Below are 14,387 nucleotides of genomic sequence, written 5' to 3' on the forward strand. Positions count from 1 at the left end.
GCAAATGCGGGCCTTTTTGCTGGGGGCCTGTGGTCAGGGCTTGTCCGGGAAGCATTGAAGCGGGTATTCGAAATCCGCATCGAGCACGCGAGCGCACATGCGCGGGAGCATCCGGCCGATGAAGTCGTTCGTGAACCACTCGTGGAACAGGTCCATGTGCTTCATCTCCGCTTGAGACTCCACCTGCAGCACCAGGGTGCGGGACTCAAAGGGTGTGAGGTTCACGCCCAGGCTCTGCCCAAGGCGCTTTTCGAATGGCGCGACCGAGAGAGGATGCACGTAGGTTTTCCAGTCGTTGTAGATGCGCGTGCGCACGCTGGGGCTGTCGGCCTGAGACAGGGCGCTGCACAAGACGACTTTGTGGTTGGGGCTGTCGAGGATGTAGCCCCACTCGCACTCGTAGAAGCCCACCTCCGACTCGCTGGCCATGTCGTGGAGATCCTGCACCAGTTGTGCGTCGCCACTGCCCCGGAACATGGCCAACACCCCCTGCAGTTCCTGCCGCGCGCCGTTGGGGTTCTTTCGCAAAAGGTGATGCGTCTGCCGTTCGGTCGTGGTGATTCGCGCATTCCCCAGGCCACCCGGGTCGGGGTTGTGGGCCACACATGCGGCAAGCATCTGATCGCGCCAGCCCCTGTCGGTGACCATGTTGCTGAATGCCCAGCGATCCTCAGGCGTGGCCATGCTCAGCAGGGCATCCTCGAATCGGTCGTTGCTCCTGAGTGCACCGAACATGCGCAGCTGCATCACGTCCACGTAGGTGCGCTGCAGGTACTCACGGATTTCCCAGTACTGCTTGCAGCCCAGCGGAGCCCGCTCATAGGTCTGCTGCCACCAGGCGTTGGTCTGCTCGCTCGTGGCGCCCTCGGGCGGAAGGCCGTAGCCTTGAAACAGCACATCCTGCAGGCGACGCATGTCATGTAACAACATGCCTTGCGAAAGGGTCTGACCGAAAGCTGGCTTGTTCATGGGATGTGGCTTCTCTTCTTGTGGTCTTGTGCGAATCATCGGTCAACTCCTGAGGGATGACCATTGTTCGTTCAGCGAGGGGGTTTTGTCGCGTGATCGGGGTCAGTTGTGCTGTGCGGCACAGGCCTCTCCTGTTGTTGCCACCTCCCGCGCCGTCAGTCCCACGCGAGGTGCTTGCCGATGCGACCGAACGCGCTGCGCAAGCGTTGGCGGATGGACTTGAATCGGTTGCGTCGGATGGCCAGGCGCCTCAGCTCGTGGACGGCCTTGGTGGTGCGATCCAGTATGTCGGGCAGCTTGGCCGGGTCGAGGGCGTTTTCTGCCACGGCCGTGTTGACCACGGCGCCCAGGTAGCGCAGGTTGGCGGCCAGTTTGCGGGGCAGTGGTGGGCGCACGCTGTCGACCTTGGAGTGCATGCCGCGTCCGCGCGCTTGGAAGTCTTGCACCAGGATGTGCTCGATGCGCAATGTCAGCCGCGCAGCTGCACCCAATGTGGCTCGCCCCCCTGTGCGCCCGGGCGCTGATTTTGCGAACGATTTGATGCTTTCGACTTGTGCCCCCACCTGCAGGGGTTCGTCGTTTGCGCAATCCAGGTCCTGCGTGTCATCACGCAGAGCGGCTTCGTAAATCTCTGCGATGGTCAGTTCTGGTGGAGTTCTCGGTCGCCGGCGATTGTTCGCTGGGTGAAGGGAACGGGCATGCATGGTTCTGGGCCTGCGTCGTTTGGCGGGGTGGTGATCAGAGCGAGTGCAGGCGTGCCAGTGCGCGCGTGCTCGTGCTGGGCTGGTGCGCAACGAGCTGCTCGGACTGCGTGTGGAGCCGCTGCCCCATGTTCTGGAGAAGGGCCTTGCGCATCGCAGCCTCGAGGCCGGGGTGTTCGTTGAACAGGACCTGCAGCGTGGTGAAGCCGATGAACCAAACGCTTGCCTGGCTCGAACTCACCCGAATGGTGGAGCCTGCTGTGCGCGGCAGAAGCTCGCCCATGATGAATTGCTCATCGCCGATGACCGTGCCAGCCTGTCGGGTCAGCGTGGCCAAACCGGGGCGGGACTCACTGGCCTCGCCATGGGTGATCACATGCAAGCCCTCAAAGGTGGCGTTGCGGCGCTGCACCACTTGGCCCAACTCCAGGTTGGTGGTGCTGCCCGCGGGCTCGATCAGGGCCCAGTGTTCGCGACTCAGGCCGGGGATGGGTGACTTTTCCGCACCCTTGCGCACCAGGTAGGCTTCACGCCACCCCGCCAGCGCTTTCTTCAGCATGGCAGAACCTGGGATGAGGGTCCACAGGCAGGCAGTGGTCACCGCCCTCAGTCCGGGCGTGTCCTCACCGCTCAGCGCGGCCAGCGACATGTAGCCGGTGGCCACCAGGATGTAGGCGGCCGGCACCACGGTGGTCATGGCCTTCGCGAACGAGTCCAGTTCCAGAAATCGGGCGAATGGGGTTGAGGGCTTCATGGAGCAGCCTTTTTGATGGACGGAGAGGCCAGCTCGGAGAGCGGCACCTTGCAAACGTGCTTCCATGCGCCGGCGGCAAAAATCTCCTGAACATCGTTGCCGTGCATCAGCACGAATGCCCCGTCATCCACGAAGCAACCGTGATAGCCGGTGAACGCTCGGTGCTCGCCTGACGTGAAGGTCAGCAAGATGGCGTGACTGCCTTCGTCCACGTGCATGAAGGTTGGAGTCATCGTTTGCTGGTCCTGATCGAGAGGGACGATGCGCCGGCGCGCGGCGCGAGATGTGGCGCTCGTAGCAGGTGGGCGAGCAGCCCGGTTCGGTAGACGCCGACGAAGCTGGTGATGGCGAAGCCGATCTGCTGCACGATCAGGCCGTGGTGCCCATTGAGAAGTGCGAAAACAATCGTCAGCCCGTTGGCAAAGAGGTAGATCAGGAAGCCCCAGGGCGAGATGCGCGTGTTCACACACAGCAGGGCTGCGCCGAGCAGACTCACCACCGTGGCGCTCCACTCGAAAACCTCACTCAACAGGGTCGTGTTGATCTCTTGCATGAAGGACAGATGGGTGGGACTTCTTGGCTTCTGGCATCCGTGCTGGATGTCGCCTTTGAATCTAAGGCCCGCCCGCCCGGGTGAGCCCTGGACATCGCACCCAAACGCATGCGTTGGAGCCCTGTTGCATGCCGTCCTTGTGCTCAATGCCCCACTGACCCGAAGCCAGTTGGTCTGCTGCTGGGGAGCGCTCAAGCCTGTGGTTCAGGGGAGATCGCGCATTCTGGTGAGGTTCTCCGGCAGTGCCATGTCTTCGCCGAGACCGCTACGCACGCGCATGCAAGCTGCGCAATCTGTAGCGTCGTCTGTCTCGCTCCAGCTGCTGAACACCCCCCGAGGGGAGCCCCCGCACAAGGCCTTGGCTGTGGCGCCCAAGTGCTTGGGCCAAAGGTGAACCACCATGCCGATGGACACGGGCGGTGCATCGCCGCGCGGAGCGCTGCTCATGCGGGCTGAGACGAGTTGCTGATGCACTTCGCCTTGCTCGGTGGACGTCTCATCCCCCCGGTCAAGGATTGCAAAGCGGTCTGTGCTCATCCAGCGGCGGAGGGGTTGAGTTCGGCTAGCTTGGTGCGGGCCACGCGCGCCAGGTGAGTGAGGTCCACACCATGGCGGCGGAAGTAGGCCAGCGCCCATGCGCGCACGCCGGATTCTTTGGCCAGACGCGTGACCAGCGTTTTTTCGCGAGCCACGAGCCTTGCGATGACCTCTGTCTCGTGCAAGTCGAGTATCTGCAGCGCCATCTCCATGAAGGGGTCGCTGGCCATCGGACGAAGGTCTGCGTAGGTGAGCGTGCGGACCAACTGCCCGCTGGCTGGGCCGCTGCCTGTGTGGTCTGCGCCCTGGCGCGCGGCTTCGAAGAATGATTCCAGCCGGGCGGGGTCACAGGGCACATGCGCTTGAGTGCTGAGCATCCAGCTCAACTTGAGCGCGATCTGCGCGGCTTGCAACGTGCCCAGCGGCTGGCTGTCGACGGTGCACGAGCTCAAGCCCCCTTCGTTGAGACTGCACACCACCGTGGTGGCCAATCCCTGCCCGTTGTGGTGTGGCACGACGAACGCCAGGTGCACAGCGGCGGCCGTGTCGACAAATGGGTTGGCCGGGCCGCAGTAGTTGGCGCGCATCTCGACAACCTGCCGCAGTGAGCTGGACATGAGGTCGTGCAGCCCCTCGGTCCAGTCCATCGCCCGCGTCAGATCAACCTGGTGGATCTCGAACTCTTTGACCCAGGTGGGCACCAGCAGAAAGCCCATCACTGGCGCTGGTCGCTCGGTCGTGCGCAGGCCGGGAACTTGGGCATGTAGTTGCGCCAGGCGGCTGAGCAGGTTGCCGTAGATGATCATCTCGCGGCGAAGGGAGTGTGGACCGGGGGTGCCGGTGTCAGGTTCGGTGGCGTGGCGCGGGCGCAGGTGCTGAGTGGCCTGCAGGCAGTAGCCCTGAATCGCCATTGGAAACAGGCTGCTGTCTGGGGCATTCCAGCGCGCATCTGGCTCGACATACGCGCGGCGCGAGAGGCTTTGTTCAATGAATTCAGAAGCTGTCGCGAAAACCGGTGAAGCGTAGCCACCGCTTTCGATCCGCGCTGCGCGCGTGCGCTTGTCAATCTGACCCGAGAGTTCATCGGCCGGTACGTTCGGTTGCGACTGAAGGTTCTTGCCGTGAGGAGATGTCATGCCAATGTGCCTTCAAATGGAAACCTGCAGGCGGCATGCCTTTTGGGAGGCGTGACCTTCTGCACGAAAGCATTCAAAGATAGGGCCCACAAAGCCCCAGCGGTGCGAGCCAAATGACCGAAAACCATGCGTTGGTTTGAGTTACTCACTCCGAGGCATCTGTTCTGTTCGTATTTCTCCGGTCAACGATCACCAAGACTGGGTCAGCGCCAGAAGAATTCGATGCTCCCGGGGCTGCGTGTCTGTCGCTCCATCCACACCTGCAGGCCCGGGTCGCTGGGCGGCTGCGACTGCGTGCCAACCCGTGAGCACATGACGCCGGTGTAGACCACCATCTGGGTTTCGAACAGCCCGACCATGGCCTTGTGCACGTCTGGGTCGGTGTTGGAGCGCTGCAGCGTGAGAGAGTCGTACTGGGCGCTGAGCATGGTGCACAACTCGCTCATTGGGTCTGTGTGTTCCCTTTCCATCGGGCTCAGCGTGTTTCTGCCTGAGGTTTCGATAATCTCGAACTTGGTGGGAGAGGTTCGCGCAATCGCGGTGGCATACACAGCCTGGAGATGAACTTCGGTGCGAACGTCAACGACGCATTGGTGGCCACGGGCATAGCACAGGTGGGCGAACGCCGCCGCAGCTTGCGCCGCCTTGGTCCCGGGAAACTGCTGCTGCCACAGGCCGTTGCTGTGGATCGTTGTCAGCCACTCACCACGGTCATTGCACGAGATCACCACATGCAGGTTGAGCTCGGCGGCCGATCCTTGCAGCACTGGGAGGGCAATGTGCACATCGCGGTAGCCCTTCGCTTCGATCAGGGGCAGTGTTTGCTGCAGCGCGATCTCATGCTCCAGCAGGCGGACGATGTCAAACCGCTTGAGCACCTCATCCATGTTGATGATCTTCACGCAGTAGTCCCCCAGCCAGTAGGGGGTGATCATCACGGCCGTGAATTCGGGCTTGAGCAGGGTTTTGGGATCGAGCGAGCCATCGGTGTGGATGGCGCCTTCCAGGCACTGCTGAATGAAGTTAAGCCGCATGGTGCGCCGGCGGCGTGAGAGGGCAATGCCCAGGGGACTGTAGAGCGCGCTGGCGTGCTTGAGCCCCTTGGCCTTGAAGTGGCTCACGCCGCAGGCCGTTGGCAATATGTGCAGTTCGGACTCGCTGTTCGTGCAGGACCGCATCACGGTGATCAAGGCCTGCGCAATCTCGCTTTCATCTTTTGTGCGGTGTGAGTCATCGGAGCCGGCGCGACGTGGCCCTGCTGTGCTTGTCGTTTCTTGCATGCTTTTGTGATCACCAGGAGGGGCTGCAGGGTTGTCCTGCGCAAGTGGGTGTGAGCAGCACACCTGAGGTGATTTGAACGAATGAATCGCTGAAGAACGTTTGCATGTGGGGTGAGTTGGGGGCTGGACAACAACTGGGGATGCGCACAGACAATCAGGCTGTTCGTCTGGCGCTTGGTCCAACTTGGCGGCGTGTCCGCTGGACTATTGCCGAAACCTCAAGAATGCATCGAATCGCAAACTTATAGCTAGAAAGGGATTTTCTGATCGAAAACTGTGAGCATGCATACATACGTTTTGACGTTCTCGAATCTTCGCCAGTTTAATGAAATCTCCCATCGTTTTAGAGATCAAGCGCATCGTATGGGTTTTCAACGCGGCAAAAGATCTGATTTGGTCCCTTTAAAAGTTACTTTCTGATCTTGGCTCCGCGCGCGTTGCTTCACACGTCACCGTCACTGCTGAGAAGGACAACCGTTCTGAAGAGCGCGGCGGCCATTGGATACGTGGAGTCAAAGAGTGCGAGGCGAGGCTGACTTCACGGGAACGCTTGTCGAGGAGGAAGCTCGTCCTGGAGACACGCAAGAGCCGACGCGCGCCAACTGGCGTAAACTGGAGTGCCAGTTGGCGAGATCAGGAGTAAGCCCCATGTCCACCTCCACCCCAAAAGGGCGCGAAACAACCGCACGCACTGCCAAGGCCACCCAGGTAAAAATCGGCCCCACTGACTACGACATTGGTGTTTACAAAACAGGAGGCGAGCGCGTTCGCACCTCGGCTGGGAAAGCTCTGCCGCCTACGTCGCTCCGGGGCGTGCTGCTCGACATGAAGGATGCTGGGGTGGTGTACGTCCAAGGGTCGCGCAAGACGCCTATCCACATGAACGTGAAGCCAAATCGCCCGACGGTAGGCGACACGCTGCAGGTAGGAGGCAAAACAATCACAGTGGTGAAGAGTTTTGAAGCTCGCACTTCCAATGCCGAATTGTCTGTAGGGGACGCTGGCCCGCTTGAGCTCCACCACAAAGTGCTCGAGGGGATCGCCACAAAGTCTCTGCTGGACATGCTGGAGCGCTTCGATGCTATTCCGAAGCAGGAGTTGCTCACCGCGCTTGGGGTGAGCGAGCGGACGTTACAGCGCCATCGCGATGGGCGCCTGGGCAGTGACGTGGCCAGCGTGGCGTTGGATCTGGCTGCCATCACCGAGCAGGCCCAGAGCGTGCTGGGCTCGATGGCCGAGGCGCAGCGCTGGCTCACCACCGGCGCCGTCGCACTCAAGGGCCAGCGCCCCCTCGATCTGCTCTCCACCCGCCAAGGCGCGGACCTGGTGCGCGATCTGCTCGTTCGCATGGAGTACGGGGTCTACGCTTGACCCCGCTTCCCAGGGCGCTGATCGACGCCTACTCGGAGGCATCGGCCGCCGTTCTACGTGGGCCGCTGGGGTCGGTGCTGGGAGCCCAGGCGCTGGCAGATGTCGCTCTCAGCTCGCGTCAGGCATCACCTGACGCGCCGGGGCTGCAGTTCTGGCGTCTGGTGAACGCACGCCACGTGGACACATGGGACTCAGGGGAAGGGGCGTTTCGTGTGAGCGGGCGCTGGAACAAGGCTGGCACGCGTTTGCTCTACGGAAGTCTGGATCCGGCCACGGCCATTCTGGAAGTTGCCGTGCACAGCGGGTTCTCCGCCTTGGATGCTGTTCCGCACATGCTGGTCTGCGCTCGAATCGTTCACCCTGCCCTGGTCAAGGTGCTGCTGCCTCACTCGTTCCCCAATCCTGCATGGCTGCGCCCTGGTTCATACAGCCCCAACCAGGTTGCCTTTGTTCAGCAGGCGATGGAGTCTCACCCCATGCTGGTGGTGCCGAGCGCGGTGAGTCCCCATTCCTGGAACCTGCTGATCGATGTGGACCGCACCAAGGGCGAGATTGAGCGGGTGTCGGTGGAGGTGTTCTCGCTGGACACCCGGCTGGTGGTTGCTCCGTAACCGACCAACACAATGAAAACTCGCTCTTGAAGTTGGCCGCTCGACGCGTATCGTTCAATCAAGGGCAGCGCACCGCTGGCCACCGCGCCACAAGGGATGTGATCATGTCGATGAAATTTCAGGTTGAAGCCAATGGCTCGCCCTATGGGGTCTACGAGGCCAACGACGAGAAAGGCGCGCGCGACGCGGCCGCACGGGACGCGGGCTACAAAAGCGCGGCTCACATGATTGCCAAGTTGCAGGGCTCGTGCGAGTTGACCGCCACCGAAGTCCCTTTATCCACGCCAGTGGACAGTGAGTTTTAGGGCCGTCATGCGCTCACCCAATGCAGCGAGTAGCTTTTTGCGCAAAAGGCGCTGCATGCGCTCAAGACTCAGGCCCATGGCCGTATTGGAGTTGCGCCCCTATGCGGGCGAACTGGCATTCTGTCGAGATGGGCATCATTTAGCTTGTGCTTGGAAAAGCCGCCTTTGGATGTCGCAAATGCGCCATATTCAACCGCGTTTTCATTGGATCGCCCAGTCGAGGATTTGCGTGCAGAATCGAACCTGAATCCCAGTTCAGCGAGGCGCTTACGCACTTTCTCGGGGAAGCCTGGAAGGGCCGCTCGCAAACGAACCTTGACGGCTCGACTACCCAGCGGGACGCCCAATGAGGTCACAAATTGCGTTGGTATCTTGGCGTGTCCGTGCTCTTCTTTGAACTGCTCGACCATGCTGACAAACGCTTCCAATCTCTCATCCACAGCGTATCTGTCTGGGTGAAAGCCGAGCGCTGAGAGCTTGGCTTTCTGCTCTTCTTCGTATCCAGGTTTCTTCGCCAAAATGCGCTCTGCCTCGCACTTGGCCCACAAGGGAAAGCCATCCGGAGTCTCGTAGTTGCGCGGCACGTCACAGTGGCCATGTTGCTCGACAAATCGCTCTAGGTTTGGGATCAACTCGGCTCGTGGGAACTTTCTTCCTGCAGCGGCGACTTTCACACCCAACTTTTCAAGTGCTATGCGGCGGTCCATCGGGTAGCCGTCGAGCCTTGCAAGTTGCTTCTCACGTGTCAACCTTGTGCCCAGAGTAAAGCCGTCGTCGCAAACATATTTGATCGGGACTTTGCAGCTACCAGTCTGCTTTCTGTAGGCCTCAAGCCGCTTGAACAACTCCTCGCCCTTTTCGTCTCTCTTTCGGGTCACAAACCGAAACCCCAAGGCCTCCAGTGCGTGCTTTTTGCTGGTTGGGTATCCCTCCTTCTGAGCCCTGTTGCGCTCCTTCACGCATCGGTCTCCCAGCGGATACCCATTGGGCAACAGGTGCTTAATCGGCACTTCGCAATGCCCATGTTCTGCCTTGAATTCACGGATCATGGTGAGTATGGTCTCAGCTGCTCTTCGGGTCGGCTTCACGTCCAGATCCAACCCCAGATCGCTCAAGACTTTTCGTCTGACCTCTGAATAGTTGGCATGTTTGGCCGCCGTCTTCTCCGCGGTACACCGACTGCCCAGCGGATAGCCCGATGCAGTCTTGTATTGGTTTGGCACCCTGCAGTGGCCCTTTTCATCTCGGAAGGCCTTGAGCTTCGAAACTAGCCAGTCAAACGAACTCAGTGTCTCGTTCATCAGCCGTGTCTCGATTGCTTTGATGAATTTGTGCTGGTCGAACACCTTCCGATCGAACGCCATGGAGGCGTCAAAATCGACAGAGACCACAGAAGAAAGTCCGCAACCTGAGCCCCCTGCAGCTGCGCGGATGATGTCTTTGAACGCTTCGTCGTTTTCAGCCAATGCGCCCAGCACATCAGCAACAACAGAAAAGTCGCTGCGGAGAAGCGCCTGTTCGGCCGACTCGCCGTCGTGGAGGTTCAGGTGAAGGGGCAGCAAGATGTAGCCGCACGTCTTCTGGGGCCCCGCAAGGCGCATCGCACGCCCTGCCGCCTGCACGATGTCGATCTTGCTCTTGCGGGGATCCATGAAGGCCACCAGATCCACTGACGGGACATCCACTCCTTCGGTCAGGCAACGAGCGTTGCTGATGACCCCACGGTCGCTGGTTTTGAACTTCCGCATCACTGCCTCACGCTCGGCATTGCCTTGTTCTCCAAAGACATGGAGCCCATCTATGAGGCGAACACCGTCGTCTTTGGCCGAATCAGTTGTGTGTGCGAAGGTCTGCGCAGATGCTATGGTCCGGTGGAACGTGATGGCCTTCTTCAGCCCATATTTCTCCATGGCTCGACGCAATGCAACTTGTTTGGCCACTACCGATGCATCGACAAAGCCGTCCTTGGACTTGACCACGTATCGCGAGATATGGTCGCTCGTGATGGACGCGTCGTCGATCACCGAGATCACGATTTTGTACGGGACGATGAGCCCCCTGGCAGCAGCTTCAGCAAACGACAGCCTGTAGATTTGCTCGCCGTAGCAAGCGGTATCCGCCATGTCGTAGAACGGAGCATTCCCCTGCTTCTTGCGGACCGTTTTTGCTACCGCAACTCTGGGGGTGGCGGTAAAGAACAGGCGTTTGTCGATGTGCAGGTTGTCATCCGATAGCGCATACCCAAACGGCTTGCCCACCGCGCACGCCGTTTTGTGCGCCTCATCGAAAATCCCCAGACCGATACTGCGGTCCCCTTTGCGCCGCATTGCCATAGCCTGTCCGACTATGTGCGCTGAGTGGTAGGTGCAGAAGATCACCGCCCGGGCGTGAGGATCCTTTTTGGCATCGTTCAGGAACGCGTTCACTACCGCGGGGGCGGTGCACGTTGGGAAATCGATATCTCCTGCGCCGAGTACTACCTCATCGGTTTCTCCGGAACCCCCCTCCCCTTCTGGTTCCGTGCCTACGCTGCTGTCGGAGCACACGCACAGCGCGCGGAAGTCGCCCGCGCCCTTGTTCTGATCCCGCCATTCATGGAATACCTGTTGCAGCAGGTTGATGGTGGGCACGAATACGATGGTGCGTGTTTTGTCCATCGCCTGGGACGCCCACATTTCTACGAGCGTCTTGCCGGTGCCGCAGGCCATAACGACACTCGCCCGGCTGGCAGATCTCATGGCGTTGGTGATGGCACTCAATGCTTCGCGCTGGTGGGGGGCTGGTTTTTTGATTTTCCGGGCACGCATGTTGGATCTGCTCGTTCCGCGAATCGGGGCCGTTGAGTGCCACTGGGTTCGTTGAGGATTGATGGGGCTCCGCCCTATCGTGCCGGCCCTGGAGTCCAGCGATGCCCTGCCAACGAAGCAGAACAAGGTCGTTGACCTGCCGTTGAGGCGCGTTTACCTCCACACTGACCTCGCGTGCACCGCAACTTGATGGCATAGCGCCTGACGTACAACTGGCTCTTATCGGATATATGCCCTCGCGGTTGGCTATAACAGTCCTAATTCGGATACTTACTCGTACACAAGTTGCGTCCCCTTCGCCCTTCCATTAGAATTCATCGGTGAATTGTTATAGCCAATTTGTTTTGCTGCCATTCATTGATGGATATTTATGAACGATTTGCGCACTACAAGTGAACGCATGGTCGAACTGGGGGAGCAGATCCGCGCCCAGAGATTGCGTTTGAACCTCACGCTTGAGGACGTGGCCAAGAACGCTGGACTGTCCATCAACGTGGTGCGCAGGCTGGAAAGCGGCGAAGGCTCAACCCTTGCCTCGTTCGTGACGGTGTTGCGTGTTCTGCACCGCGATGAGTGGCTCACCACGTTGCAGCCCGCCGTGACGATTGACCCGCTGAGCATGCTGAAGAAGCACGCGCCGCGCCAGCGCGCTTACAAGCCCCGCAAACCACAACTCGACTGACCCTCCATGGCAACAGCAACGAAGACGCGACAAACCCCCTACCAGAGCGTCGACGCCGTAGAGGTCAGAGCGTGGGGAAAACTGGTGGGCGCCGTGGCGCGCGAGCCCACGAAGAACTACTACGCCTTCAAATACGCCCCGACGTGGGTGAAGAGCGGCATTGAACTGGCACCACTGCAGATGCCCCTGGCGCAGGCCCGTGAGCCCTTCATCTTCACGGAACTGCCCGAGCCGACATTCAAGCGCCTGCCCGCGCTCCTGGCCGACGCCCTGCCCGACGACTTCGGCAATGCGCTGATCGACGCCTGGTTGGCAGACAAGGGTATCGCCAAGGACGCCATCACTTCACTGGACCGTCTGGCCTACATGGGCAGGCGTGGCATGGGTGCCTTGACCTTCGGCCCCATGCGTGGGCCCAAGCCCAGCAAGCCCACCGCTGTCCATATGGGGAAATTGGTGGAAGCCGCTCGCAAGGCCGTGAAGGAAGATTTTGACGGCGAGGACCATGTCAGTGCAGCCCTCAAACAGATCATCCAAGTGGGCACCTCGGCGGGCGGTGCGCGCGCGAAGGCAACCATCGCCTGGAATCCCGATACAGAGGAAGTCCGTACAGGCCAGTTCGACATCCCTGAGGGGTTTGAAGCCTGGCTGCTGAAACTCGACGGCATGGGCAAGGACAACGCTCTCGGTCCGTCCAAGGGGTACGGCCGCATTGAGTACGCCTACCACCTCATGGCCTCCGAAGCCGACATCGACATGTCGCCCTGTCGGCTTTTGGAGGAGAACGGCCGCGCGCACTTCATGACCAAACGTTTCGACCGTGATGGCGACCAGCGCCACCACATGCAAACGCTGTGCGCCATGGCCCATCTGGACTACAAACAGGTCGCCACCCACAGCTACAACCAGCTATTCCAGACGGCAAAGCAGCTCAAGCTGGACCGTGGCGCACTGGTTGAGCTCGTGCGCCGCATGGTCTTCAATGTGCTGGCGGTCAACAACGACGACCACACCAAGAACTTCTCGTTCCTCTTGCGCGAAGGGGGGCGGTGGGAGTTGTCCCCAGCCTACGACATCACGCACGCCTTCAACCCCGACAACGAATGGATCAAGCAGCATCTGATGTCGGTCAACGGACGCTTCGACCAGATCACTTTGAGCGATGTGCGCGAGGTTGCAGATCGGTTCGGGCTGCTCGCTGAACTGCCCCAAACGGTTCATGGGATCAAGCAAGCGATCGAACGATGGCCCAGCTTTGCGAAGCGCGCCGGCGTGGACCGCGCGGAGATGGAGACCATCGCCAAACATCTCTCAGATCGCGTGACAACTTTTGGGGGTTGAACGGGTATGGGCCGCTCCTCTTTTGAAAGCACAAGGGACCTGCTTTCGGTGCCACCAGATCAGCTATCCGCCTGCCTAGCAGCACTGCATGACTGGATCCTGCGTTCCAAGCGCTTCATCGTCATAGCGGAAGCTGCCGGCGTTGACGCCTCGAAGCTCGAGATCGAACCCTTCGCATGGACACCGAATGAGAAGCGCTCCGTCGATGCTGCAATAACGCCCGACACACCGATTGAGGAACTTGGCATTCGCCGTTCTGCGGTGCACCGAATGCTCGAAATCAACATCTACCGTCTGGAGGACTTGGCGCTGGCCAGCGAAGACGAACTGATGAGGATGAAGGATGTCGGGCGAACCACAGTCGAGCAGCTGCGTGAGATGCTGGGCAAACATGGCCTCGCTTTCAAGGAAAGCGATCAACCTTGGCGTCGGGACCTGGACCGCGCAGCGGTGGCCTTTCGCACGCGAGCCGCCGAGCGCAAGTTGAGCGACCAGTCCCCAATCAGCGAGCTCGGGCTGCGGCCGGCCACAGTCAATCGCTGCCTCGCACGTGGAATCGACAGTGTCGGTGCCCTTCGGTCGCACACATTGAGAGATCTGTACGTGAAGTTCGGCAAGGCCTCGATCCGAGAGCTTGTGCAAACGCTCAGGTGCGTGGGGATGACGCTTCACTCAGCGCCTGGTGATTTGGCGCAGTGGGAATACGGCGTCCTGAACCTCAACGAACTCAAACGGCCGGGCGACGACGCTGCGGTCGAGGAACTGGCACCTTGGCTTGGCTGGTCTGTCACCAAGGCCTTGGGGAAGTCAGGGGCCACCACGGTGGCGGCTGCGCGCGAGGTTGCGATCGAAGCAAGGGAGGGCAAGTGCAGGCGCCACGGACTGGGTGCTCATGGCCAGACTCGTTTGATGGAGTACTTCGCGCTGCCGAAACCACCTATCCATAGGTCTGAGCGGGATCGCCGGCCTTCTCCATTCCCCACGCCATTCCCCGAGGACCACGCCGGCGAGTGAGTCCTTCAATGCGAAAGTGCGGATGACTCACGCCGTCTCGCTATGCGGTCAGGAATCCCAGGGATTGATCAAGCCAACGCCCGTGTTCACAAAGTCTGGCACGTTGCGCGTAACCACTGAAAATCCGTGCTCGATGGCTGTGGCCGCGATCATTGCATCGCGCTCTGAACAAGGGTTGGGCACATGTAACGAAGCGCACACGGGCGCCGTGTTCTCCGTAAACGGGAGGATCCGGCCAGCGAAAGCCACACGCACCCCAGCGAGCCAAGCGCGCAGCGCACTGCCCTGTGGCGGGGTGCGACGCTCCAGTGCGCGGATGCCAATCT

The 14,387-nt window shown here is 60.4% G+C and carries 15 protein-coding genes; 6 read left to right on the top strand and 9 right to left on the bottom strand.

Translation table 11 applies throughout. The annotated features are described in order from the left end of the window. Positions 1–33: 33 nt before the first annotated feature. The 7 genes from Q0C59_RS13985 to Q0C59_RS14015 form a co-directional block, all read right to left on the bottom strand. Positions 34–969 (bottom strand): hypothetical protein, encoded by a 936-nt coding sequence (locus tag Q0C59_RS13985; protein WP_159608987.1) that lies wholly within the window; start codon positions 967–969, stop codon positions 34–36. A gap of 155 nt (positions 970–1,124) precedes the next feature. Further along, entirely contained in the window at positions 1,125–1,415 is a 291-nt protein-coding gene (locus Q0C59_RS13990; RefSeq protein ID WP_159608986.1) for a hypothetical protein, read from the bottom strand. A gap of 292 nt (positions 1,416–1,707) precedes the next feature. After that, positions 1,708–2,367, bottom strand: a complete 660-nt coding sequence (locus tag Q0C59_RS13995; RefSeq protein WP_291216497.1) for a hypothetical protein — start codon at positions 2,365–2,367, stop codon at positions 1,708–1,710. Positions 2,368–2,420: 53 nt separating this feature from the next. Next, positions 2,421–2,657, bottom strand: a complete 237-nt coding sequence (locus tag Q0C59_RS14000) for a hypothetical protein (protein ID WP_291216499.1) — start codon at positions 2,655–2,657, stop codon at positions 2,421–2,423. After that, positions 2,654–2,977 (bottom strand): hypothetical protein, encoded by a 324-nt coding sequence (locus Q0C59_RS14005; RefSeq protein ID WP_201450092.1) that lies wholly within the window; start codon positions 2,975–2,977, stop codon positions 2,654–2,656. The genes Q0C59_RS14000 and Q0C59_RS14005 overlap by 4 nt, the downstream gene beginning before the upstream one ends. Before the next feature lie 533 nt (positions 2,978–3,510). Beyond that, on the bottom strand, positions 3,511–4,650 hold the full coding sequence (locus Q0C59_RS14010) for a hypothetical protein (RefSeq protein ID WP_291216502.1): 1,140 nt from the start codon (positions 4,648–4,650) through the stop codon (positions 3,511–3,513). Positions 4,651–4,853: 203 nt separating this feature from the next. Next, positions 4,854–6,113: a hypothetical protein gene (locus Q0C59_RS14015; RefSeq protein ID WP_291216503.1), complete on the bottom strand. Its 1,260-nt coding sequence runs from the start codon at positions 6,111–6,113 to the stop codon at positions 4,854–4,856. 465 nt (positions 6,114–6,578) lie between these two features. On the opposite strand from Q0C59_RS14015, the gene Q0C59_RS14020 reads away from it, so the two are divergent. From Q0C59_RS14020 to Q0C59_RS14030, 3 genes are all read left to right on the top strand, one after another. Then, positions 6,579–7,301, top strand: a complete 723-nt coding sequence (locus tag Q0C59_RS14020) for an antitoxin Xre/MbcA/ParS toxin-binding domain-containing protein (protein ID WP_159608949.1) — start codon at positions 6,579–6,581, stop codon at positions 7,299–7,301. Then, entirely contained in the window at positions 7,298–7,912 is a 615-nt protein-coding gene (locus Q0C59_RS14025; RefSeq protein ID WP_291216506.1) for an RES family NAD+ phosphorylase, read from the top strand. Before Q0C59_RS14020 ends, Q0C59_RS14025 begins: the two co-directional genes overlap by 4 nt. A gap of 104 nt (positions 7,913–8,016) precedes the next feature. After that, a complete protein-coding gene (locus Q0C59_RS14030; protein WP_159608948.1) occupies positions 8,017–8,217 on the top strand; it encodes a hypothetical protein in 201 nt (66 codons plus the stop codon). A 68-nt stretch (positions 8,218–8,285) separates the two neighbouring features. Here the strand turns inward: Q0C59_RS14030 and Q0C59_RS14035 are convergent, their stop codons facing one another. Continuing rightward, complete coding sequence (locus tag Q0C59_RS14035) at positions 8,286–11,024, bottom strand: DEAD/DEAH box helicase (protein WP_159608947.1); 2,739 nt, start codon at positions 11,022–11,024, stop codon at positions 8,286–8,288. Between the two features lie 370 nt (positions 11,025–11,394). Between Q0C59_RS14035 and Q0C59_RS14040 the strand changes: the two genes are divergently transcribed. Genes Q0C59_RS14040 through Q0C59_RS14050 form a run of 3 tightly spaced genes read left to right on the top strand, consistent with a single transcriptional unit; the run spans position 11,395 to position 14,061 of the window. Next, on the top strand, positions 11,395–11,706 hold the full coding sequence (locus Q0C59_RS14040; RefSeq protein WP_291216508.1) for a helix-turn-helix domain-containing protein: 312 nt from the start codon (positions 11,395–11,397) through the stop codon (positions 11,704–11,706). 6 nt (positions 11,707–11,712) lie between these two features. Next, positions 11,713–13,047, top strand: a complete 1,335-nt coding sequence (locus Q0C59_RS14045; protein WP_159608945.1) for a type II toxin-antitoxin system HipA family toxin — start codon at positions 11,713–11,715, stop codon at positions 13,045–13,047. A gap of 6 nt (positions 13,048–13,053) precedes the next feature. Continuing rightward, positions 13,054–14,061: a helix-hairpin-helix domain-containing protein gene (locus tag Q0C59_RS14050; RefSeq protein WP_159608944.1), complete on the top strand. Its 1,008-nt coding sequence runs from the start codon at positions 13,054–13,056 to the stop codon at positions 14,059–14,061. A gap of 48 nt (positions 14,062–14,109) precedes the next feature. Here the strand turns inward: Q0C59_RS14050 and Q0C59_RS14055 are convergent. Beyond that, a partial coding sequence (locus Q0C59_RS14055; RefSeq protein WP_291216510.1) for a PIN domain-containing protein occupies positions 14,110–14,387 on the bottom strand: 278 nt, incomplete at its 5' end.

The sequence above is a fragment of the Hydrogenophaga sp. genome, assembly GCF_022844385.1.
Classification (GTDB): domain Bacteria; phylum Pseudomonadota; class Gammaproteobacteria; order Burkholderiales; family Burkholderiaceae_C; genus Hydrogenophaga.